We start from the raw sequence: 20,245 nt of genomic DNA, 5'->3' as shown, positions 1-20,245 counted from the left end.
CGGAGTTTTTATGTCTTTTGATTCCCTTGGCCTGAACCCTGAAATTTTGCGCGCTATCGCAGAGCAGGGCTACGTCGAGCCAACCCCAATCCAGCAGCAGGCTATTCCGGCCGTTCTGCAGGGCCGCGACCTGATGGCCAGCGCCCAGACCGGTACCGGTAAGACCGCGGGTTTTACCCTGCCGCTGTTAGAGTTGCTGGTAAAAAATCAGCCGCACGCCAAAGGACGTCGTCCGGTGCGTGCCCTGATCCTCACCCCAACGCGTGAGCTGGCGGCCCAGATTGGTGAGAACGTGCGTGAGTACAGCCGCTATCTCAACATTCGCTCGCTGGTGGTTTTCGGTGGAGTAAGTATTAACCCGCAGATGATGAAGCTGCGCGGTGGCGTGGACGTGCTGGTGGCAACGCCGGGTCGTCTGTTGGATCTTGAGCACCAGAATGCCCTGAAGCTTGATAGCATCGAAATCCTGGTGCTGGACGAAGCTGACCGCATGCTGGATATGGGCTTTATCCACGACATTCGTCGCGTGCTGGCTAAGCTGCCACCGCGTCGTCAGAACCTGCTGTTCTCTGCCACCTTCTCTGATGAGATCAAGGCGCTGGCGGAAAAACTGCTGCATAACCCGCTGGAAGTGGAAGTGGCGCGCCGCAACACCGCCTCTGAGCAAATTACCCAGCACGTGCACTTCGTTGATAAAAAGCGTAAGCGGGAACTGCTCTCCCATATGATTGGTCAGGGCAACTGGCAGCAGGTGCTGGTCTTTACCCGTACCAAGCACGGTGCTAACCATCTGGCGGAACAGCTGAATAAAGACGGTATCCGCAGCGCGGCGATCCACGGTAACAAAAGTCAGGGGGCACGTACCCGCGCGCTGGCTGAATTTAAATCCGGTGACATTCGCGTCCTGGTTGCCACCGACATTGCTGCCCGCGGTCTGGACATTGAAGAGCTGCCGCACGTCGTCAACTACGAGCTGCCAAACGTACCGGAAGACTATGTTCACCGTATCGGTCGTACCGGTCGAGCGGCGGCAACCGGTGAAGCGCTCTCGCTGGTGTGTGTGGATGAACACAAACTGCTGCGTGATATCGAACGTCTGCTGAGAAAAGAGATCCCGCGTATCGAAACCCCGGGCTATGACGTGGACCCGTCCATCAAGGCGGAGCCTATTCAGAATGGCCGTCAGGGCGGCGGCGGTGGTCGTGGTCAGGGTGGCGGGGGGCGCAGTCAGCAGCCGCGTCGTTCTGAAGGCGGTGCACCGAAAGCCGCGGGCAAACCTCCGCGTCGTAATACAGAGGCTAAGCCAGGCGGTGAAAGCCCATGGCGTAGCGGCGAGGGGAAACCGGCAGGGGAAGGGCAGCGCCGACGCCGCCCGCGTAAACCTGCTAACCCGCAGTAATCTGGAAGCCCGGTCGTAAAGCCGGGCTTTTCTTTTGCGGCAGCGGAAAGAAAGTGCCACAATAGTGGCTGTTTATACAGTATTTCAGGTCCTCCGATGGCTTTAACCGCGGCGCTCAAAGCGCAAATTGGCGCCTGGTATAAGGCGCTACAACAGCAGATCCCCGATTTTATCCCCCGAGCGCCTCAGCGGCAGATGATTGCTGATGTGGCAAAAACGCTCTCCGGGGACGACGGACGACATCTGGCGATTGAAGCCCCGACGGGTGTCGGGAAAACCCTTTCGTATTTAATCCCGGGCATTGCCATCGCGCGGGAAGAGCAAAAAACGCTGGTGGTCAGCACCGCTAACGTGGCCCTGCAGGATCAAATCTTCAGCAAAGACCTGCCGCTGCTGCGCAAAATCATCCCTGAACTGCGATTTACAGCCGCCTTTGGCCGCGGGCGTTATGTGTGTCCGCGCAATCTCGCGGCTCTCGCCAGCAGTGAGCCCTCTCAGCAGGATCTGCTGGCCTTCCTGGATGATGAACTGACGCCGAACAACAAAGCGGAACAGGAGCAGTGCGCGAAGCTAAAAACCGAGCTCGACAGCTACAAGTGGGACGGCCTTCGCGATCACACCAGCCATGCCATCAGCGATGATTTGTGGCGCAGGCTCAGCACCGATAAAGCCAGTTGCCTTAACCGCAACTGCCACTACTACCGCGAGTGCCCGTTCTTTGTCGCACGGCGGGAGATTCAGGAAGCGGAGGTGGTTGTCGCTAACCACGCGCTGGTCATGGCCGCGCTGGAGAGTGAGGCCGTCCTGCCGGAGCCCAAAAACCTGCTGCTGGTGCTCGATGAAGGCCACCATTTGCCCGATGTGGCGCGGGATGCGCTGGAGATGAGCGCCGAAATCACCGCGCCGTGGTTCCGCCTGCAGCTGGATCTGTTCTGCAAGCTGGTGGCGACCTGCATGGAGCAGTTCCGCCCGAAAACCACGCCGCCGCTGGCGGTGCCCGAGCGGCTGAGCGAACATTGCGAAGCGGTCTACAGCCTTATTGCTTCCCTGAATAACATTCTCAATCTTTATCTCCCGGCGACCCAGGAAGCAGAGCACCGCTTTGCGATGGGAGAGCTGCCCGACGAAGTAATGGAGATCTGCCAGCAGCTGGCGAAGCACCTTGAAAAGCTGCGCGGGCTGGCGGAGATGTTCTTAAACGATCTCAGTGAGAAAACCGGTACCCACGACGTGGTGCGTTTGCACCGCATTCTGCTGCAGATGAACCGTGCGTTGGGCATGTTCGAAGCCCAGAGCAAGCTCTGGCGTCTGGCCTCGATGGCGCAGGCGTCCGGTGCGCCGGTCACCAAATGGGCAACCCGTGACGTGAAAGACGGACAGGCGCACCTGTTTTTCCACTGCGTGGGGATTCGTGTTGCCGATCAGCTGGAAAAGCTTATCTGGCGCAGCGTGCCACACGTGGTAGTGACTTCCGCGACGTTGCGTTCCCTGAACAGTTTCTCCCGTTTACAAGAGATGAGCGGGCTGAAAGAGAAAGCCGGCGACCGTTTTGTGGCGCTGGATTCGCCGTTTAACCACTGTGAACAGGGCAAGCTGGTCATTCCGCGCATGAAGTATGAGCCGCTTATCGACAACGAAGAACAGCACATTGCCGAAATGGCAGCGTATTTCCGCGAGCAGCTGGAGAGTGAAAAATATCCCGGCATGCTGGTCCTGTTTGCCAGTGGAAGGGCGATGCAGCGTTTTCTGGAGCACGTTACCGACCTGCGATTGCTGTTGCTGGTGCAGGGCGATCAGCCCCGCTACCGGCTGGTAGAGCTGCACCGAAAACGCATTGATAACGGGGAACGTAGCGTGCTGATCGGGCTGCAGTCATTCGCGGAGGGGCTGGATCTGAAGGGGGATTACCTGACGCAGGTGCATATCCATAAAATCGCCTTCCCGCCCATCGACAGCCCGGTCGTCATCACCGAAGGTGAATGGCTCAAAAGCCTCAATCGCTATCCGTTCGAGGTCCAAAGCTTACCCGCGGCATCGTTTAATCTGATTCAGCAGGTGGGGCGTCTCATCCGTAGCCACAGCTGCTGGGGAGAGGTGGTGATTTATGACAAACGTCTGCTCACCAAAAATTACGGCCAGCGGTTACTCAACGCTCTGCCTGTTTTTCCGATTGAACAGCCGGACGTGCCCGACGTTAAAAAACGTCCGGCAAAACCTGCCGCTGGGCGGCGTAAAAGCGTCCGTACGAAGGGGCGCGGTTCTACTGGTAAGTAAAGGTCACCTGGACCACACTGTTAAACGTTCCGGCGGTGACGGGCAATGCGCTGGCATAATAGCGGGCAGCCAGAGGAAACGTTGCCGTGTGGTCCGCTGAGTTAACCGGAACGTTAAAGGCTGCCTGCGGGGCAATGAGTATATTGTCCTGGCGGTCTGCCAGTTCCAGAGCCAACCCTTTCGCACTGCCGATATTGGCGAATTTTGTCGGGTGCGTACTGTCGGCCTGACCATAGAAAAAGGCGGTCGCCAGCGCAAGTGTGGGAGGGCAATGCGAGACCGAGAGCGTAAAGTCTTTCCACGCGCCGGTATCGCCCACATTTTTAAAATCCCCTGATACCGCCTGGCCTATATCCACCGTCAGGTTGCGGCTGGCGCTGTCAATAATGCAGGTGTTGGCGTAAATATTGCCTGTCATCTGGATCTGAATATCGTCCGCCTGTGCCCGGGCAATCAAGCCGAGAATCAGGATCGCAAGTGTCTTTTTCATGTCGGTCACTTATAAGCCAGAGTGATCGTCGCCACGGTATTGGCCGGCCCCGGTGTCACCACGTTGCTGACCTGTTCGTAACGAACCTCGAACGGTATTCGCAGGGTTTCGTTGGCGATGGCCTGGCTTCGGGTACTGACATAGGTGTCAAAGGTGGCGAGATGGTCATCAAAGAGCATTCTCACGCCCACGCCGGTTGCCATTCCGTTCTGCTGAGTCAATTTGATCACCCCTTCGAATGCCGTTTCGTAGCCGTTTGCGCTGGTCACCTTTAGCTCAGGCTGGACGGTGCTGTCGCAATTAATCGTGACGTCAAAGTTTTGTGCAGGGCTGGATAGCAACCCGATACTGATAAAATCACTGACGGGAAAATCGCCCAGGTTCACGGTGAGATTTTTAGGCAGGACAGAGCAGGTAACCGTTTCGAGATTCACATTGCCCGCATAGGAAATCGTATTAGGATCGCTGATGCCTTCATGCTGATAAACCCCGACACCAAATTTAGACTCCGCCTGAGAAAGCGAACCTGATTTGACCGTATTGCTCGTTTTCACCAGTTCCAGCGTGACATTAAAGTTAAAGGCCTCAGAAATGTCGTTGGAGACATAGCCCAGCGGCGTGCCGCTTGAATTACAGTACATTCCCCCGGCACCGGTAATTCGCTGGCCTTTGTCATTCATCAGCGCTACGCCAATTCCTTCCAGCCCTGATTCATACACCCCAGAAAGACCGGGGATCTCCAGACCTGCGCCGTAATAGCACGCAACAATCGGAAGCCCGAAGTCAGAAGGGTTATAGCAGTTGCCCGCTACGTGAACGGTCTGCTCGGTGCCCGGAATGGTGGCACCTACCGGCAACGTGCTTGAGACGGATACGGAGGCCACATTAATCTGTTTTGGCAGATCGGAGGAGGTACAGAGCGCGTTAGCATGTGGCATAAATAACGCGGCGGTTCCCAGGACCAGGAAGAAAAAGCACTGTTTAATCATTTGCATAATGGTTTGCCTGAACGGTGAATCAGTGGCACTGCGCAGCAGCGTTAAGGATGTTGGTTTTCTCTGTCTCATCCGTAAGGACGTAGTCGGCCTCGCAGTGCTCGCTCGCATCCAGTCCCCAGGTGACGGCGAGATGCCCTTGCTTTGGCAGGCCGGAGAGATAGGTCTGGCCGTCATTGCCGACAATAAATTCGCTGTCCTTATCCTCCGTTGTTACCGTCGCACCGAAGGGCAGCGGTTTACCGTTGTGCGTCAGCGTCATCAGGACCCGGCTGCCCACGCGGGTATTAAAGCTGGCGCGCACCACGGCCCCGCGTGTCGGGGTAACAACGTACGCTGCGTGCGTCACGTCGGCCTCGTCGGGCAGGGTTTCGGTATCCAGCGCAATGGTATTGTGGCGATAAGGAGTAACAAACGGCACGACGGTATAGCCGCGGAAGTCGGTCTCAACGCCCGTCTGATTGGCGATATGGGTACCGTGTGTTCCCGGTGCTTTCACCAGCGCAATGGTCTCTCCGAGCGGCTGGCTCAGGGTTATCCCGTTGGCGTGCACGATCGCGCCACCCTGCAGCCCGACGTTTACGGTTTGCTGGTATTTATCCTGGCTTACCCCGCCACTCACTTCGCCATAGGTCGCTTTATAATCGGCGTTCATGCTGGTGGAGTTTCCGCTACCGGTACTGCTCAGCCCCTCCTGAATATTCCAGTTCAGGTTGTCTCCCTTCAGCGCGGTACCGTTAAGGCCGATGTTCTGCGTCGTACCGTCTTTGGTGTTGTTGAGGTTGTAGGTGGCCCAGGTGTTATGCATCCAGCGATCCAGTGGAACGGAGACATTTAACGAGAACTGGTTGTCGTTCATCACATCGTCACCGTTCGCATCGCTGTCCTGGGTGTTTTTGTTCATGCTGTAGCTCAGGCTGTAGCTGACGCCGTGCCAGCTGTTGTTGTAGCTGACGCTCATGGAGGTCATATCCTGGCTCTGGCTCCAGTAGGTCTCTTTGACCAGGCTCAGGGTGACAGAGCCCCAGCCCGCGGGCAGCGTCTGGTCGACGGTGGCTTCCGTTCGGGCACGTCGCTGCTGCGGCGCAGACCCGTCATCTGAACGGGTGTAAGACTCCATCGTGTCTTCCAGGGTGTAAAACCCTTTGCTGTTGTAGCGATAGCCCGCCAGGGAGAAGTGAGTGCCCGAGGCGACAAAATCTTTGCTGTAGCGAACGCGCCAGGAGCGGCCTTTGCTGGTCTGCTGTTTTTTCAGCAGCGCTTTGGCGCGGGTGACATCAAGGGAGAAGGCACCCAAATCGCCCAGGTTTTTCCCGACGCCCAGCGCCCGGGACTGATAATGGCGACTCTGCTGTGCACCACCGTAGGCGGTGAAACCCAATGGCATGCCGTAGATGGCGCTGCCCTCGGCAAACGGGGTTTGTTCGACGTCTTTGTCGTAAGACCGGTAACGCCCGGCGGTCACGCTGTAGCGGAGATTCTTTTCACGCTGCAGGACCGGGACCGAGGCGTAGGGCACGACAAAGTGACTTTCGCTGCCGTCGGTCTCTTTCACGGTGACCTGCAGATCGCCGCTGCTGCCGGTGGGATAGAGATCGTTAATTTCAAACGCACCGGGTGCGACCGTGTTCTGATAAATGACGTAACCGTTCTGACGAACCATCACCAGCGCATTGCTGTGGGCAGTGCCGCGAATAATCGGCGCATAGCCTTTTTCACTGTCCGGGAGCATGTCGGTATCGGATTTCAGCTCAACCCCGGTATAGGGCACGCTGTCGAAAACGTCCGACGGGGAGGTGCTTTGCCCGACGGTCATATCGCTTTTCATCGCCACGATATCGCGTTGAGCATAGGTGTAGACGGAGGAGAACCTGTGCTCTTCCTCGTTGCCCGTTGTGCTGCGATTCCACGTGGAATAATTGCGTATGCGCCAGGCGCCCACATTGAGGCCCGGGCGCAGGTTAACGTACTGGCTGCTGTTATCCTGCTCTCCCTGTACACGGGCATGGCTCTGGCTGGCGGTGGCGCTGTAGTTCAGCAGACCTGCGGTGATCCCTTCGTCGAACGTTTTCGGGTCGATATACCCGCGCGGGACCTGGCCCAGCGCCGTTTGTGGAATACTGAGCAACAGTTGCTGATGACGAACCTGAAACGTTGCGGATGCCGCGGGAATGGCGTTTATATCGGCGCACTGGCCTTTAGCCATCAGCGCGGGATACTGCCGGGTTTTGATCCCAAGGTTTTTTAGCTCATCCAGGCTAAAGCAGGGTTGAAGAGAATGATTGCCCTGAGCGTCTTTTATTAATTTGAACGTGACATCACGGGTATCAATTTTATTATTGTTGATGAAAATATTGACCTGATATTTCCCGGGGGCTTGTCCCGGTCCTTTTTCATAAACAGACAGGTCGGTTTTCCCCTGTTGAGGATTATCAATATCCAGTAATGCCGGGTTGAAATAATCATCAGCCATAACCTGCTGCGCAAAGATCGCCAGTGCCAGGCCACATAAAATGACCCGCATTGAAGAAAGGCGATGGATGAACGGCTTTTTATGGCTGTACATGATGATATTAATAGCCTGAGTGGGTGTTAATGAACGGATGCCGACCAGGTCTGACTGATGCTGCCGTAATCAGTAATAATGGAGTAGGTGACGGTCGACCCGCTGGCATTATCGGGTAAGGCAAAGTGCGTTTCCGTTTTGGGGACTGCCCAGGTGGCTTTATCCACTTTATGGCCGTTAAACATCACCGTCTGGAAATTCATATAGAAAGGCGTCGGGTTATTCACAACCAGGTCGTGACCTTCACGATGCCACTGAAGCTTGTCCGCCACAGCCTCGGGTTTGCCAGTTATTGCTGACGGGCGATACAACAATTTAATGCGTGTATTAATGGCAATCTGCAGGGTATTTACCCCTTCGACGTGCTTTGACGAGGGAATAGCTTTGATATTAAGCCAGTAGAGAGACTCACGATCCTCGGGCAAATTCCCGCCAGTGCGCACGACACGCAGGACGTTATCCTCTTTTGCATCGAGACGAAACAGCGGTGGGGTGATCAGGAAGGGGGCTTTAGCCGGGTTTTTACCGCCAGAATCAACCCAGGACTGTACCAGATAATCCGTGGCATCTGGGTTTGAAAGACCCAGAGACGACTCCTTTTTGTCGCCCTGATAGACCAGGCGTGTGCCATTAATAACGACACCGGCATGGGAAGTGGCGGCTACCAGTAAAAGAGCACTCAGTAAATAACCGTGGCGCATAAAGGTATCTCAATAAAAGAAGAGATATTAACTCTCAGAACAGAGCTAATATCTCAGGATGGATAATATCAGTTATAAATAACGGTGAAGGTCGACACGGCGTTTGCCAGGCCTGCGGTGATTGCAGCCTGGGTCTGAATATAACGGGCTCCAAATTCCAGGTTATTGACCGCCGTACCGGAGGCTAACGGATATTGCTGAGAGGGCGTATACAGACTCACCGGTTGCTCAGACGCGTCCACCAGTTGAATAGCGACACCTGTTGCAGCGTCTACATCCGGTGTTAATGCCAGCGTAGTGTTGTTATCCGGATCCGGCGTGCCGCCGAAGTTAATGGCGGCAGATGTCACGGTCTCCGGGCAATTCTTTAATTGAATATCAAACTTCGTTAATGTGCTGGTAGATCCAGCCCCGGTAAATACCGTTTTAGACACTTTGCCTAACTGAACATTTAATGGATTACTTAACCCGTTCACTACCTGACAAGCAGAATCAATAATTTCACCGGTGAAGTTAATCTGACCTTCACCGTTTGTTGCCGCAAATGCGGATGCAGAACATCCTGCCGTTGCGGCGATAAATAAACCTATAGCAACCTTGTTCATAACAAATCCTGGTATGTTTCTGGTGAGAACGTTGCCTGGACGTTTTCACCGTTGACCTTAAATGATTTTCCGTTGGTTATTTAATCAGAAACGGGTGGGGTAAGAATCTTCAACGGCAATCACAAATAATTGAAATAGTGCTTGAGTTTCTTTTTTCATCATAAAAACAGAAGGATGATCCGGTTCAAAAACACTAACGGCCAGACGTTCTTCAGGGCTATATTGTTAACAAGATGAAGCTGTCAGGAGAGATGTCGTGGATTATCGCAAAATTATCAAAGAGGTAGGACGAGGGAAAAATCATGCCCGCGATCTGGACCATGAAACCGCTCGTGCGCTCTATACGCATATGCTCAACGGTGACGTACCCGACCTTGAAATGGGCGGTATCCTGATAGCGCTGCGTATCAAAGGAGAAGGCGAAGCGGAGATGCGTGGCTTCTACGAAGCAATGCAGGTGCAGACCCTGCGCTTAAACGCGCCAGTGGCAAAACCGATGCCGATTGTGATCCCGAGCTATAACGGGGCACGCAAGCAGGCCAACCTGACGCCGCTGCTCGCTATTTTATTGCACAAGCTGGGCTTCCCGGTGGTGGTGCATGGCGTAAGCGAAGATCCAACCCGCGTGCTGACCGAAACGATTTTCGGCATGCTGGGTATCGAACCCACACGGCATGCCGGCCAGGCACAGGCGAAGCTTGATGGCCATCAGCCGGTTTATATCCCTGTCGGAGCCCTTTGCCCCCCGCTGGAGAAGCAGCTGGATATGCGCTGGCGCATGGGCGTGCGTAACAGTGCGCATACGCTGGCGAAACTGGCTACGCCGTTTGGCGAAGACGCGGCTCTGCGTCTTTCCAGCGTCTCTCACCCGGAGTACGTGACGCGCGTGGGGAAATTCTTTGAAGACATAGGCGGCAGGGCCTTGTTGATGCACGGCACGGAAGGTGAGGTGTATGCTAACCCGCAGCGCTGCCCACAGATGATGCTGATTGATTCCGCTGGCACGCGCGCCATTCTCGAGCGAGGGGAAGAGCGTTCCGACGCGATCCTGCCTGACGCAAAAGATCCGCATACCACCGCCCACTGGATTGAGCAGTGCCTGGCCGGAAAGGTTCCGGTGCCGCACGCGATCAAGCTGCAGATGGCCTGTTGCCTGCTGGCGACCGGTGAAGTTGAATCCGTAGAGGCAGGGATGGAACGCGTCGGGAAGACGTTTTAAGCCCAAAAAAAAGCCCGTCCAGTGGCGGACGGGCAAGCAAGGGTAACAACAACAGGGTCAATGAGGGTTGGAGCAGCTCACCAGAGGGTATGGCGAGGGTGGAGCATTCAGTCAATTACTTATAGATAACCGCAGTACCGCTCAGTTTGTTATTGGTGTTCGCGGAGGTGATGGTGTATCCGCTTGCACCGGCAGCAGCAGCTTTCTCAGCCAGTTTCGCTTCCAGACCGTCCAGAGTGGTCGCGCCTTCAGCACTTACCACACCGAGTTTGTTCATGCTCTGCGCCTGAGATGGAGACACAGGTTCTGCAGCAAAAGCGCCGAAAGACAGAGCGGACAGGGCAACAGCAGCAACAGCATATTTGATGGTTTTCATAATTAATCTCTCGCAGGTGATTCTGTTAAGGGGACGATGTTCCGTCGATGTGATAAGTATCACGTTTTTTTATGCGAGAGAAAATCGAAGAGAATTGACGTGGTTGCTCAAAAAAATTGAATGACAAATAACTTATTGAATATTAATAAATTCAGAGGACGACTTTACACTTCTTGTAGCTGCGCTTTACAGACGCGACGAGAAGGGCACATTTTGCTACGCGGTTCGCAAAAAACCGTGAGCGTAAAGGTAACCGCTTGCGCCGTTAACTTCGGTAAAGGAAAGTCAACGTAGCTGGCTGTCTTTCGATCCTCTGCGATTATATCCTGAGTGTGCGCTATTTTTCGAATCTTTCTCCTGCTGGCAGGCGATGCATAACCGTACGCCCGGTATGGCTTTGCGCCGCGCTTCCGGGATCACTTCTCCGCACTCTTCACATTCATAGAGACTTTCACCGCGCGGAATTTCACCGCGAGCGCGCGCAACCGCATCTTCAATTGTACTGTTGATTTGTTCGTTAACGGCGTCATCATTCGCCCAACCGGAAGCCATGGTTTACTCCTGGGATCTGTTAAGCCCTGTTTTTACTATGGGGTGAAAAAACGTGCAGTCAAGGCAGAGAGGAACTGCATCTGTCAGGCAGATGCAGTTTGTTTATAGAAAGAGACCTTATTTATAAATGGTCGCCGTGCCATACATATGGTTATCCCCGCCCGCGGCGTTAACCACGAAACCTTTAGCCCCTTCCTGGCGGGCTTTTTCGGCGAGTTTATTCTGGAGATCGTCAAGGTTACTTGCGCGGCTTACCGAGACGGTGCCCGCAGGCTTGAGCTGGCTGGTATCTGTATTGTCGGTCAATGACTGTACCGCCATGGCAGAGAATGACGCGGTAGCCAGTGCACCCGCGAGAACAACAAGGGTCAGGTATTTTTTCATAATCACATCCTCATGAGGAAACAACAGGTGATTCCCTTTAAGTTTAGAAGCCTGGCGAGTGTGATTTAGCGCAAAAATTTGATGATGATCTGCTTATTTTTTGAACGATATAAACTGACGTTTTACTGACAGATCATAGACATAAAGGTGTTTGATTTGTGACGGGTTTTTGAGCGTCGCAGAGAAATATTTACCGTTGAGCCTGCAAAGGGTATCTTACGCCGCTGTTTAAAGGAGAAAGCCATGACTTCCCAAAAGCCGGGATTGCACCCACGAAATCGCCATCGTAACCGCTATGACATGAATGCGTTATGTCAGAGCTGTCCTTCGCTGCAGGACTACATTGTGCAGACACCTGCCGGTGAACCTTCGGTCAACTTTGCCGATCCGCAGGCGGTTAAAATGCTCAATAAAGCCCTGCTGGCACACTATTACGGTGTGGCGCACTGGGATATTCCGGAAGGCTTTCTCTGCCCACCCGTGCCGGGGCGGGCCGATTATCTCCACCATCTTGCCGATCTTCTCGCTGGCGATCGCAACGGTGTCATCCCTGAGCAAGCATCCGTGCTTGATATCGGTACCGGGGCGAATCTGATTTATCCGTTGATTGGCGTTCATGAATATCACTGGCGCTTTACCGGCAGTGAAATCGGTAATGAGGCGTTTTCCAGCGCACAGGCGATTATCAACGCCAACCCTGGGTTAAGCCGGTCTGTCCGCTTGCGTCGGCAGAAAGATGCCGCATCGATCTTCAACGGGATTATCCACAAGAACGAAAGCTACGATGCCACCCTGTGTAACCCACCGTTCCATGACTCCGCGGCCACCGCCCGTGCGGGCAGCGAGCGCAAACGCCGCAATCTTGGTCAGGCGGAAGATGCCGCGCTGAACTTTGGGGGGCAGCAACAGGAACTGTGGTGCGAGGGGGGAGAAGTGGCATTCATCCTGCGAATGATTGAGGAAAGTAAAGTATTTGGCCGTCAGGTTAAATGGTTCACGACGCTGGTATCCCGTGGGGATAACCTGCCACCCCTCTACCGTGCACTGACCGATGTGGGTGCCGTTAACGTGGTGAAAAAAGAGATGGCGCAAGGCCAGAAGCAGAGCCGCTTTATCGCCTGGTCATTTATGGACGCTAACAAGCGCAGTAAATAACCCACAGGCAGGCCGGGTAAGGCGACGCCTCTACCCGGTCCCCACGCTATAAGGTGGGTTCCTGTGGCGGTGTGGGGGACGCCGGTGAGGGTAATACCTGATAGGTCTGCACCGGCATCCGCACCGCGGCCAGGTCAAAGTGTTTTTTCACCATACTGTCGAGCGCAAAGCGCACCGTCCACTGCTTCAGTGGCTGCGTGGTGAACGACACGCGCAGGGTAAATGCCGTGTTCGTCAGGCCGACAATACCGGCAAACGACGGCTCTCCAATCACCAGCCCGCGAATATCCTCCATCGCCATCATCTCTTCCACGGCGTCCCGTAGCGCCTGTTTCGCTTTATCTGCATCTTCATGACGGTCAACGTCGTAGTTGGCCACTACCGAGCCAATGCCTCGGACAAAGTTAGCGAAGGTGGTTATCGATGACCAGGGAATTATGTGGTACGCCCCGGTGTCCTGGCGCACGCCGACGGAGCGAATGGACATGCGCTCTACCGTGCCGGTTAACGGCCCAATCGTGACCAGATCCCCGGTGTTCATCCCGTTCTCAAACTGGATAAAGACACCGGTGATTATATCCTTCACCAGGGTTTGCGAACCAAAGGAGACAGCCAGCCCCAGCGCGCCGGCACCTGCCAGCAGCGGCGCGATGTTCACGCCGATTTCCGAGAGCACAATCATGATGGTGATGGTGCTGATAATAACCGCCAGCGCATTGCGAAACAGCGTCAGCAGGGTGCGGGCACGGGCGCTGGGCAGGGGGCGGCCGTGAATGTCGGAGACCAGACGGTTCTCGATAAGGCTCGCCAGCAACGTCCAGCCAACCGCAGAGAAGAAGAGGATCAGCGCGATGCGAATTAAAATATCGACGGTCTTTTCGCCCGCGCCGTTGTGCAGCCAGTTCCAGAAGTCAAACAATCCCCATGCGTTAAGCAACAGCATAATCGCCACGCAGACGGTGAGAATGCGCGCCACTTTCAGTGATACCGAGATCCAGCCGTTGACCCTTTTTTGCAGTTCCGGATAACTGCGCTGCACCTGTGGCGAGAGGGTGAAGGTTTTCGATAGCCAGCGCGACAGCAGGCCAGAGACAAATGCCGCAATGCCAATGATGGCCAGGCTCTTGAACGTCGCCCCCATCATAAATTTCAGGCTGTTGCCCGGGTCGAACAGTGAGAAGAAGCACAACACGATAAAGTAGGCGCTCGCCAGCCAGTGCCACACTAGCGCGAAGGCGCGGATAAAGAGACTGAAAAACGACAGGGAACGATCGGCCAGATGCAGCAAGCTTTGGGTAATGGTCTTTTTGTTATGGAAGATAAGGTACAACGCCCAGACGGTAATGCAGATCATAATCAGCACATTCGCCAGGGCGCCAAACTGCACGTTGACCTGATTGGAGATGATCGGCACGGCAACCAGCAGACCGTAACCAATCAATCCACTGAGCACGCTGAGGCGCAGCGCCCAGTATCTGGCGCTCTCATCCCGAATCGAGAAGGGACGAAGATCCGGTACGTGCGGGCAAAATATCAAACGCAGCAGCGCCTTAAAGAACTCGATCAGCGCAAAGGCGTTGAGGAAGAGCGCCTGCTGGAAAGCGATGGTTTTATTGCCGGCGTTAAGCCTGTCGGCCAGGACCTGGCCTGTAAACAGCGTCAGCGCCAGCAGCAGTAAATCGATGATAAACGCCGACGCTATCATCAGCGGCAGGTGTAACCAGCTGCTTTTCTGCTGGTTCTTCTTGCGCCCCCATTGCCCCATCTTACGGTAGAGCGGCCATGCGCACAGGCGTACCAGCCAGTAAAACAGAAATACAGCGCCCGCCAGCATCAAAAACTGCGTGGCGGCTGTCGTAAACGTATGGGGATTAAACGGTTTATGGGGCGAACCAATCAGGTTGCGATAGAGCTGGGCAAAGCGCGAGGAGAGCTCGCTTCCATAGTGACGGCTCACGTCGGTGACATTTTCCAGCACCGTTTTTTGTTCTTCCACTTGCGGAGGGGTAATTGTCGGCACCGGCTCCAGCGGCGACGTGGCGGCGACTTTTCGCAACTGTCCGATTAACTCCTGCCGGGAGGTATCGTTTTCAAGCACATCGGCAAGGGCACTGTAGGCGGCTTTTTTCTGTTCAACATTCGGCTCTGGGGGCGGTGTCGTTTGCTGTGTGGCGGTCGTGCCGGTGGTGACGCCGGGGATGGAAACGGCGAACGATGGCGCACAAAACAGGCTAAGCAACAGCAAGATCCACGGCACGGCATCCTCCGGTGAAAATAATGAACAAAAAGATAAGTATAGAGGGCGAGGCGCGCGGGAGGATTTTTGGGAACAATCTGGCGTAAAAAAGCCGGGTATGCCCGGCTCAGAATGGCGTAACTGAAGCGCTATCAGGATACGTGCTGCAGGAACTCCTGCAGGCGCTGGCTCGGTGGATTGGCGATCAGCGCTTGTGGGTTACCGTCTTCAGCGATACGGCCCTTATCAATAAAGATCAGGCGGGAAGCCACTTTCTCAGCAAAGCCGATTTCGTGGGTCACGATAACCATCGTCATCCCTTCTTCAGCCAGATCTTGCATGACTTTCAGCACTTCGTGACGCAGTTCCGGGTCAAGCGCCGAGGTTGGCTCATCAAACAGCATCATCTTCGGTTTTACCGCCAGTGCGCGGGCGATAGCCACACGCTGCTGCTGTCCGCCGGACAACTCAGAAGGGTAGTGATGAGCACGTTCCGCGAGGCCGACTTTAGCCAGCAGATCTTTAGCCAGCGTTTCCGCCGCCGCTTTGCTGGCGCCACGTACGCGCAGTGGACCAAACATTACGTTTTCCAGCGCCGTCAGGTGCGGGAACAGGTAGAACTGCTGGAACACCATGCCAGCTTCCTGACGAATCAGACGGTCGTCGACTTTCGGGTCATTCACCTTCAGGCCATCGACAATCAGATCGCCGCTGGTGATCTCTTCCAGCTTGTTGATGCAGCGCAGCAGGGTCGATTTACCGGAGCCGGATGGCCCGATAATTACCACCACTTCACCCTGTTTGATATTCAGATCGATATTGTGCAGCACCTGGGTTGGGCCAAAGTGCTTGGAAACGTTTTTAAATTCAATCACAGGATTTTCATCCTTCTTTCAAGACGACGCAGAACGAAACTCAGAACCAGAGTGATGATCAGGTAGACAACGGCTACCGCACTCCAGATTTCCAGCGCACGGAAGTTGCCCGCAATGATCTCCTGGCCCTGACGGGTCAGCTCAGCAACGCCGATAACGATGAACAGCGACGTATCCTTAATACTGATGATCCACTGGTTCCCCAGCGGTGGCAGCATGCGGCGCAGGGCCAACGGCAGAATGACGTGGCGGATCGTTTCGCGACGAGAAAGGCCTAACGCCAGACCCGCTTCACTGAAACCTTTATGAATCGACAGGACCGCACCACGGGTAATTTCCGCGATATAGGCACCTGAGTTGATCATAATGGTCACGACAGCGGCGCTGAACGGGTCAATGCGCAGGTCGGTGAAAGCCATTGGCAGGGCGAAGTAGATGAACATGACCTGAACGACAATTGGGGTGCCGCGGATCACTTCGATGAAAACCAGTGCGATGTGGTTTGCAATCCAGCCGCCGTAGGTGCGGGCGAAACCGGCGACAAGACCGATAATCAACCCACCAACCAGACCGAGGACCGAAATCCACAGGGTCATTTTAGCGCCTTCAAGCAAGATAGGAATGGCAGGCCAGATGGCGCTCCAGTCAAACTGCATGATAGTTTCCTGTTACTGTTACCGTGTTTCTAAAATAGCAGGGGCGAAAGGTCGCCCCCGAGTGAACGTCATTTTTAAGAATTATTATTTAGGCTCGGTACCGAACCATTTTTTATAGATTTCGTTGTAGGTGCCGTTCTCTTTCAGGGTTTTCAGCGCGCCGTTAACTTTCGTACGCAGGTCGTCGCTGCCTTTCGGGAACGCAATACCGTACTGCTGGGCTTCCAGAGAATCACCGACGGCTTTGAACTTGCCGTTGCCCGCCGTTTTGATGAAGTACAGGATGTTAGGGGTATCGTGCAGCACCGCGTCAGCACGGTTGGTACCCAGCTCCATGTAGGCGTTATCGATGTTCGGGAACTGACGCAGATCTTTGGTTTTGATGTTTGCCTTCGCGTAATCAACAGAACCGGTACCGCCTTTCACCGCGACGACTTTACCGTCGAGGTCTTTCACGCTTTTTACATCGTTATTATCGGCTTTCACCATCACCAGCAGGCCGCTTTTGTAGTAGCCGTCAGAGAAGTCGATCGCTTTTTTACGTTCTTCAGTAATGGTGATACCGGCCAGGGCCAGATCAACGTTTTTCGTTTGCAGTGCCGGGATGATGCCGCTGAAGTCCATTGGCTTCAGGGTGTAATCCAGTTTGAGTTCTTTTGCGATAGCAGCCCACAGATCAACATCAAAGCCAACGTACTTATCACCCTGTTTGAATTCAAACGGAACGAACGCCGTGTCGGTCGCCACAACCAGTTTGTCGGCAGCCTGGGAAGAGACCGCAAAAGCCAGGGTAAGTGCAGCCAGTGAAACTTTTAATACAGACTTCATAGCATTTCCTTTTATATCCACGGGGCGATCCCCTGCGAGAACGAGTGGCACAATGAAAAAATCGTGCCAACTTTGCAAGCTGTTGTTTTACAAAGGGGATGATGTCATTCATTGCACAGAAAACGGGGCAATGAACTTTTATTGCACCAAAATGGAGCACCGTTTTGGTGCGCGTCATTTGGCTCAACAGACGAAGCGTTATTTAGCGTAAATTCTGACGAAAAAACAATCTTCCGTTAACGGTTGTGTGAGGTGATTATTACAATTTTTTCACTTTTGCAGCGTCTCAGGCCAAAAACGTGCACCATAGATGTGCAAAACCCTCACCGGAGGGCGAGGGTTGTATAGGAAATTCTTATGAATTATTCGATGTTGGACTCAATGAACCACAGGAACTGGTCCAGGTCGCGGGAAGCGGCGGTGAAGATATCGGCTGTATCTTCGTCTTTCGCTTCACCGATAGCTTTACGCACATCATTAGCCACTATCGCATAGCGGTCTGCCAGCTCTTTCAGGTGATCCTGAACGGTATGGATATCCAGCGGATAACTTTTCAGTGGCGTCTTGCTGTTAATCACCTGCGTGGTACCCAGTGCCACACCGCCTAACTGTACGGCACGTTCGGCCATGGTATCGAGGTGGGTAACCAGTGCTGTGCGGAAGCCATCCAGCATTTCATGAACGGCAATAAAGTTTGCACCGCGCATATTCCAGTGGGCCTGTTTGGTGATCAGCGAAAGATCGATGAACTGGATCACCTGGCGATTCAGCAACTCAATGGTCGCTTTTTTGTCGCTATCCGATACATCGTTACGGGTATAAAGCAGATTAGACGCTTTCGTTTTCACCAGTTTAGCGGTACTCATAATCTCATATCCTCTTGATGTTTGTGTCCCAGGTAATTGCGGGATTAAGTATAGCACCGGATTTTTTCCCTGCGGGGAGGCTCTGCCTATCAGTTTAATAGTGAGAAGGACGTTGTGTTTACAATGGTATGAAATTAAAGGGATTATTTAAAATTGATGCAGATCAATCCTAATTCAGGAAAACGTTATCGACAGCGGGGGAAATATTTCACGAAGAGTGCAAAGTATGTAAAAAAATATTTTAAACGGGGAACTGGCCTTTATTCTGCATGGCTATAAAGCCACGCAGAATATAGGGCGCTAATTGAGGTCAATTTTCTCAACTTTAGGTTCCGGGCGCATCGTTAGCGTTGAGCCCATTGAGGCGGCGATAATCGAACACAGGGCCAGCGTCTGGGTGAAGGTCAGGGTTTCCCCGAGGAAGACCATCCCTGACAGGGCGGCGAGCGCGGGCTCCATGCTCATCAGCGTGCCGAAAATGCGCGTCGGCAGGCGCGTCAGGGCTATCATCTCTAAAGAGTAGGGGAGTGCTGTGGAAAGAATGGCGACCGCCAGCCCGATGGGCATGACTGACCATTGCCAGATGGACTCGGTGGCCTGAGCCATACCCACCGGCACAAAGATGATAGCGGCAATTAATGAACCGATCGCCACCGTCGCCGGGCCATGCTCTTCCCCGGCGCGCTGTCCGGTCACTATATAGATAGCCCAGCAGGCACCCGCCCCCAGAGCCAGCGCCGCGCCCGTGAGATCGATCTCTGAGACGCTCTGACCCAGCGGCAGCAGGAACCACAGGCCAAGCACGGCTAAAATTACCCAGATAAAGTCAACGGGACGACGGGACGAGAAAAGCGCTACCGCCAGCGGGCCAGTAAACTCCAGTGCCACGGCAATCCCCAACGGAATTGTCTGGATGGAGAGATAGAACATGTAGTTCATCGCTCCCAGGGACAGCCCGTAAAAAAGCAGCGGTAAGCGTTGTTCTTTTTTAAAGCGTAAACGCCAGGGTTTGAAAATCACCACCAGGATCGCGGTTCCGAGGGCAATACGCAGGGCCGTGACCCCAGGCGCACCGACCAGCGGAAAGAGGGATTTGGCCAGCGAGGCACCGCTTTGAATGGACAAGATGGCGATGAGTATGACGACAACCGGCAACCAGACCGACGACGAGCGGGATAACCCAGGCATCCTTTCTCCTGTCAACTTATGTCAAATGAAGTAAAGGTTGCAGTGTAAAGGAAATAAGCTGCAACGGTTGAGAGACCGTTGAAAAAAAAACGTGTAAATTCCGTAAAATGGTTAAGCGCTGGTGGATTTATCGCCTGTCAGATTAGGAATAATCTGGATGAATGTAACTGCGCAGACGCGCAGTATGAGCGTTTTATAGCGAAAATTGTATGTGATTTGAATGAGATAGCTGACGCTGGAAACGTTCTGTTACAGGAAAGGTTCAGTTAGACATCACGAATCACAAAGAGTTTCGCAAATTTTTTTGATATATTTAAAACTTACGGACTTACTTGAAGCACATTTGAGGTGGTTATGAAAAAAATTGCATGTCTTTCAGCACTGGCCGCTGTACTGGCTGTTTCCGCAGGTACCGCTGTAGCTGCTACTTCTACTGTAACTGGTGGTTACGCTCAGAGCGATATGCAGGGCGTGATGAACAAAGCTAACGGTTTCAACCTGAAGTATCGTTACGAGCAGGATAACAACCCACTGGGCGTGATCGGTTCTTTCACCTACACCGAGAAAGATCGTTCTGAAAACGGCGCATACAACAAAGGCCAGTACTACGGCATCACCGCTGGTCCAGCTTACCGTCTGAACGACTGGGCAAGCATCTACGGTGTTGTAGGTGTTGGCTACGGTAAATTCCAGCAGACCGAAAACCAGGGTCTGAACCGCACTGCAAGCAACAGCGACTACGGCTTCTCCTATGGCGCGGGTCTGCAGTTCAACCCAATCCAGGACGTCGCTCTGGACTTCTCTTATGAGCAGAGCCGTATCCGCAACGTTGACGTTGGCACCTGGATCGCGGGCGTAGGTTACCGCTTCTAATCACTTC

The 20,245-nt window shown here is 53.9% G+C and carries 19 protein-coding genes; 5 read left to right on the top strand and 14 right to left on the bottom strand.

What is annotated here, in order from left to right; genetic code table 11:
• Positions 1-10 precede the first annotated feature (10 nt).
• Together rhlE and dinG are read left to right on the top strand one after the other, a co-directional pair.
• Entirely contained in the window at positions 11-1,399 is a 1,389-nt protein-coding gene (gene rhlE, locus ACMVME_RS06145; RefSeq protein WP_020884924.1) for an ATP-dependent RNA helicase RhlE, read from the top strand.
• 96 nt (positions 1,400-1,495) lie between these two features.
• Positions 1,496-3,673, top strand: a complete 2,178-nt coding sequence (gene dinG, locus ACMVME_RS06140) for an ATP-dependent DNA helicase DinG (protein ID WP_068795085.1) — start codon at positions 1,496-1,498, stop codon at positions 3,671-3,673.
• Here dinG and ACMVME_RS06135 read toward each other — a convergent pair.
• From ACMVME_RS06135 to ACMVME_RS06115, 5 genes are all read right to left on the bottom strand, one after another.
• Positions 3,660-4,163 carry a fimbrial protein gene (locus ACMVME_RS06135; RefSeq protein ID WP_068795185.1) on the bottom strand — a complete coding sequence of 168 codons (504 nt, stop codon included), beginning with the start codon at positions 4,161-4,163 and terminating at the stop codon, positions 3,660-3,662. The two genes, dinG and ACMVME_RS06135, sit on opposite strands and share 14 nt — an antisense overlap.
• 5 nt (positions 4,164-4,168) lie before the next feature.
• Positions 4,169-5,158, bottom strand: coding sequence for a fimbrial protein (locus tag ACMVME_RS06130; protein WP_068795084.1), 990 nt, complete (start codon positions 5,156-5,158; stop codon positions 4,169-4,171).
• Positions 5,159-5,180: 22 nt separating this feature from the next.
• Positions 5,181-7,724, bottom strand: coding sequence for a fimbria/pilus outer membrane usher protein (locus tag ACMVME_RS06125; protein ID WP_139108125.1), 2,544 nt, complete (start codon positions 7,722-7,724; stop codon positions 5,181-5,183).
• Positions 7,725-7,750: 26 nt separating this feature from the next.
• Positions 7,751-8,425 carry a molecular chaperone gene (locus ACMVME_RS06120; RefSeq protein WP_068795083.1) on the bottom strand — a complete coding sequence of 225 codons (675 nt, stop codon included), beginning with the start codon at positions 8,423-8,425 and terminating at the stop codon, positions 7,751-7,753.
• Between the two features lie 68 nt (positions 8,426-8,493).
• The gene (locus ACMVME_RS06115) at positions 8,494-9,030 is read right to left on the bottom strand and encodes a fimbrial protein (RefSeq protein ID WP_014169244.1); all 537 of its coding nucleotides are present in this window, start codon (positions 9,028-9,030) and stop codon (positions 8,494-8,496) included.
• A 256-nt stretch (positions 9,031-9,286) separates the two neighbouring features.
• Between ACMVME_RS06115 and ybiB the strand changes: the two genes are divergently transcribed.
• On the top strand, positions 9,287-10,249 hold the full coding sequence (gene ybiB / locus ACMVME_RS06110; RefSeq protein WP_068795082.1) for a DNA-binding protein YbiB: 963 nt from the start codon (positions 9,287-9,289) through the stop codon (positions 10,247-10,249).
• Positions 10,250-10,364: 115 nt separating this feature from the next.
• On the opposite strand, the gene ybiJ is transcribed toward ybiB, so the two are convergent.
• From ybiJ to mcbA, 3 genes are all read right to left on the bottom strand, one after another.
• Positions 10,365-10,625, bottom strand: a complete 261-nt coding sequence (ybiJ, locus tag ACMVME_RS06105) for a DUF1471 family protein YbiJ (protein ID WP_020884917.1) — start codon at positions 10,623-10,625, stop codon at positions 10,365-10,367.
• Positions 10,626-10,910: 285 nt separating this feature from the next.
• Positions 10,911-11,177 carry a DksA/TraR family C4-type zinc finger protein gene (locus ACMVME_RS06100; protein WP_014169247.1) on the bottom strand — a complete coding sequence of 89 codons (267 nt, stop codon included), beginning with the start codon at positions 11,175-11,177 and terminating at the stop codon, positions 10,911-10,913.
• A 117-nt stretch (positions 11,178-11,294) separates the two neighbouring features.
• Entirely contained in the window at positions 11,295-11,561 is a 267-nt protein-coding gene (gene mcbA / locus ACMVME_RS06095; protein WP_032677729.1) for a DUF1471 family periplasmic protein McbA, read from the bottom strand.
• Positions 11,562-11,804: 243 nt separating this feature from the next.
• Between mcbA and rlmF the strand changes: the two genes are divergently transcribed.
• A complete protein-coding gene (gene rlmF / locus ACMVME_RS06090; RefSeq protein WP_044866819.1) occupies positions 11,805-12,716 on the top strand; it encodes a 23S rRNA (adenine(1618)-N(6))-methyltransferase RlmF in 912 nt (303 codons plus the stop codon).
• A 46-nt stretch (positions 12,717-12,762) separates the two neighbouring features.
• Here rlmF and ybiO read toward each other — a convergent pair whose 3' ends face one another.
• From ybiO to rhtA, 6 genes are all read right to left on the bottom strand, one after another.
• The gene (gene ybiO, locus ACMVME_RS06085; RefSeq protein WP_068795080.1) at positions 12,763-14,973 is read right to left on the bottom strand and encodes a mechanosensitive channel protein; all 2,211 of its coding nucleotides are present in this window, start codon (positions 14,971-14,973) and stop codon (positions 12,763-12,765) included.
• Between the two features lie 131 nt (positions 14,974-15,104).
• Positions 15,105-15,827 carry a glutamine ABC transporter ATP-binding protein GlnQ gene (gene glnQ, locus ACMVME_RS06080; RefSeq protein WP_014169252.1) on the bottom strand — a complete coding sequence of 241 codons (723 nt, stop codon included), beginning with the start codon at positions 15,825-15,827 and terminating at the stop codon, positions 15,105-15,107.
• On the bottom strand, positions 15,824-16,483 hold the full coding sequence (gene glnP, locus ACMVME_RS06075) for a glutamine ABC transporter permease GlnP (RefSeq protein ID WP_014169254.1): 660 nt from the start codon (positions 16,481-16,483) through the stop codon (positions 15,824-15,826). Before glnP ends, glnQ begins: the two co-directional genes overlap by 4 nt.
• 84 nt (positions 16,484-16,567) lie before the next feature.
• Entirely contained in the window at positions 16,568-17,311 is a 744-nt protein-coding gene (gene glnH, locus ACMVME_RS06070) for a glutamine ABC transporter substrate-binding protein GlnH (protein WP_014883108.1), read from the bottom strand.
• Positions 17,312-17,673: 362 nt separating this feature from the next.
• Positions 17,674-18,177, bottom strand: coding sequence for a DNA starvation/stationary phase protection protein Dps (dps, locus tag ACMVME_RS06065; RefSeq protein WP_010428924.1), 504 nt, complete (start codon positions 18,175-18,177; stop codon positions 17,674-17,676).
• 300 nt (positions 18,178-18,477) lie between these two features.
• Positions 18,478-19,365, bottom strand: a complete 888-nt coding sequence (rhtA, locus tag ACMVME_RS06060; RefSeq protein WP_068795079.1) for a threonine/homoserine exporter RhtA — start codon at positions 19,363-19,365, stop codon at positions 18,478-18,480.
• 354 nt (positions 19,366-19,719) lie between these two features.
• On the opposite strand from rhtA, the gene ompX reads away from it, so the two are divergent.
• Positions 19,720-20,238 carry an outer membrane protein OmpX gene (gene ompX / locus ACMVME_RS06055; protein WP_020884910.1) on the top strand — a complete coding sequence of 173 codons (519 nt, stop codon included), beginning with the start codon at positions 19,720-19,722 and terminating at the stop codon, positions 20,236-20,238.
• Positions 20,239-20,245 lie beyond the last annotated feature (7 nt).

The sequence above is a fragment of the Enterobacter cloacae complex sp. 2024EL-00711 genome, assembly GCF_047529885.1.
In the GTDB taxonomy this organism is placed as follows: domain Bacteria; phylum Pseudomonadota; class Gammaproteobacteria; order Enterobacterales; family Enterobacteriaceae; genus Enterobacter; species Enterobacter ludwigii.
The sequence above is the reverse complement of the archived record's forward strand: the minus strand, read 5'-3'. Positions and strand labels throughout refer to the sequence as shown.

Coding starts and splice junctions, on each gene's coding strand:
- rhlE (WP_020884924.1), top strand. CDS start 11: ATGTCTTTTGATTCCCTTGGCCTGAACCCTGAAATTTTGCGCGCTATC.
- dinG (WP_068795085.1), top strand. CDS start 1,496: ATGGCTTTAACCGCGGCGCTCAAAGCGCAAATTGGCGCCTGGTATAAG.
- ACMVME_RS06135 (WP_068795185.1), bottom strand. CDS start 4,163: ATGAAAAAGACACTTGCGATCCTGATTCTCGGCTTGATTGCCCGGGCA.
- ACMVME_RS06130 (WP_068795084.1), bottom strand. CDS start 5,158: ATGCAAATGATTAAACAGTGCTTTTTCTTCCTGGTCCTGGGAACCGCC.
- ACMVME_RS06125 (WP_139108125.1), bottom strand. CDS start 7,724: ATGTACAGCCATAAAAAGCCGTTCATCCATCGCCTTTCTTCAATGCGG.
- ACMVME_RS06120 (WP_068795083.1), bottom strand. CDS start 8,425: ATGCGCCACGGTTATTTACTGAGTGCTCTTTTACTGGTAGCCGCCACT.
- ACMVME_RS06115 (WP_014169244.1), bottom strand. CDS start 9,030: ATGAACAAGGTTGCTATAGGTTTATTTATCGCCGCAACGGCAGGATGT.
- ybiJ (WP_020884917.1), bottom strand. CDS start 10,625: ATGAAAACCATCAAATATGCTGTTGCTGCTGTTGCCCTGTCCGCTCTG.
- ACMVME_RS06100 (WP_014169247.1), bottom strand. CDS start 11,177: ATGGCTTCCGGTTGGGCGAATGATGACGCCGTTAACGAACAAATCAAC.
- mcbA (WP_032677729.1), bottom strand. CDS start 11,561: ATGAAAAAATACCTGACCCTTGTTGTTCTCGCGGGTGCACTGGCTACC.
- rlmF (WP_044866819.1), top strand. CDS start 11,805: ATGACTTCCCAAAAGCCGGGATTGCACCCACGAAATCGCCATCGTAAC.
- glnP (WP_014169254.1), bottom strand. CDS start 16,483: ATGCAGTTTGACTGGAGCGCCATCTGGCCTGCCATTCCTATCTTGCTT.
- glnH (WP_014883108.1), bottom strand. CDS start 17,311: ATGAAGTCTGTATTAAAAGTTTCACTGGCTGCACTTACCCTGGCTTTT.
- dps (WP_010428924.1), bottom strand. CDS start 18,177: ATGAGTACCGCTAAACTGGTGAAAACGAAAGCGTCTAATCTGCTTTAT.
- rhtA (WP_068795079.1), bottom strand. CDS start 19,365: ATGCCTGGGTTATCCCGCTCGTCGTCGGTCTGGTTGCCGGTTGTCGTC.
- ompX (WP_020884910.1), top strand. CDS start 19,720: ATGAAAAAAATTGCATGTCTTTCAGCACTGGCCGCTGTACTGGCTGTT.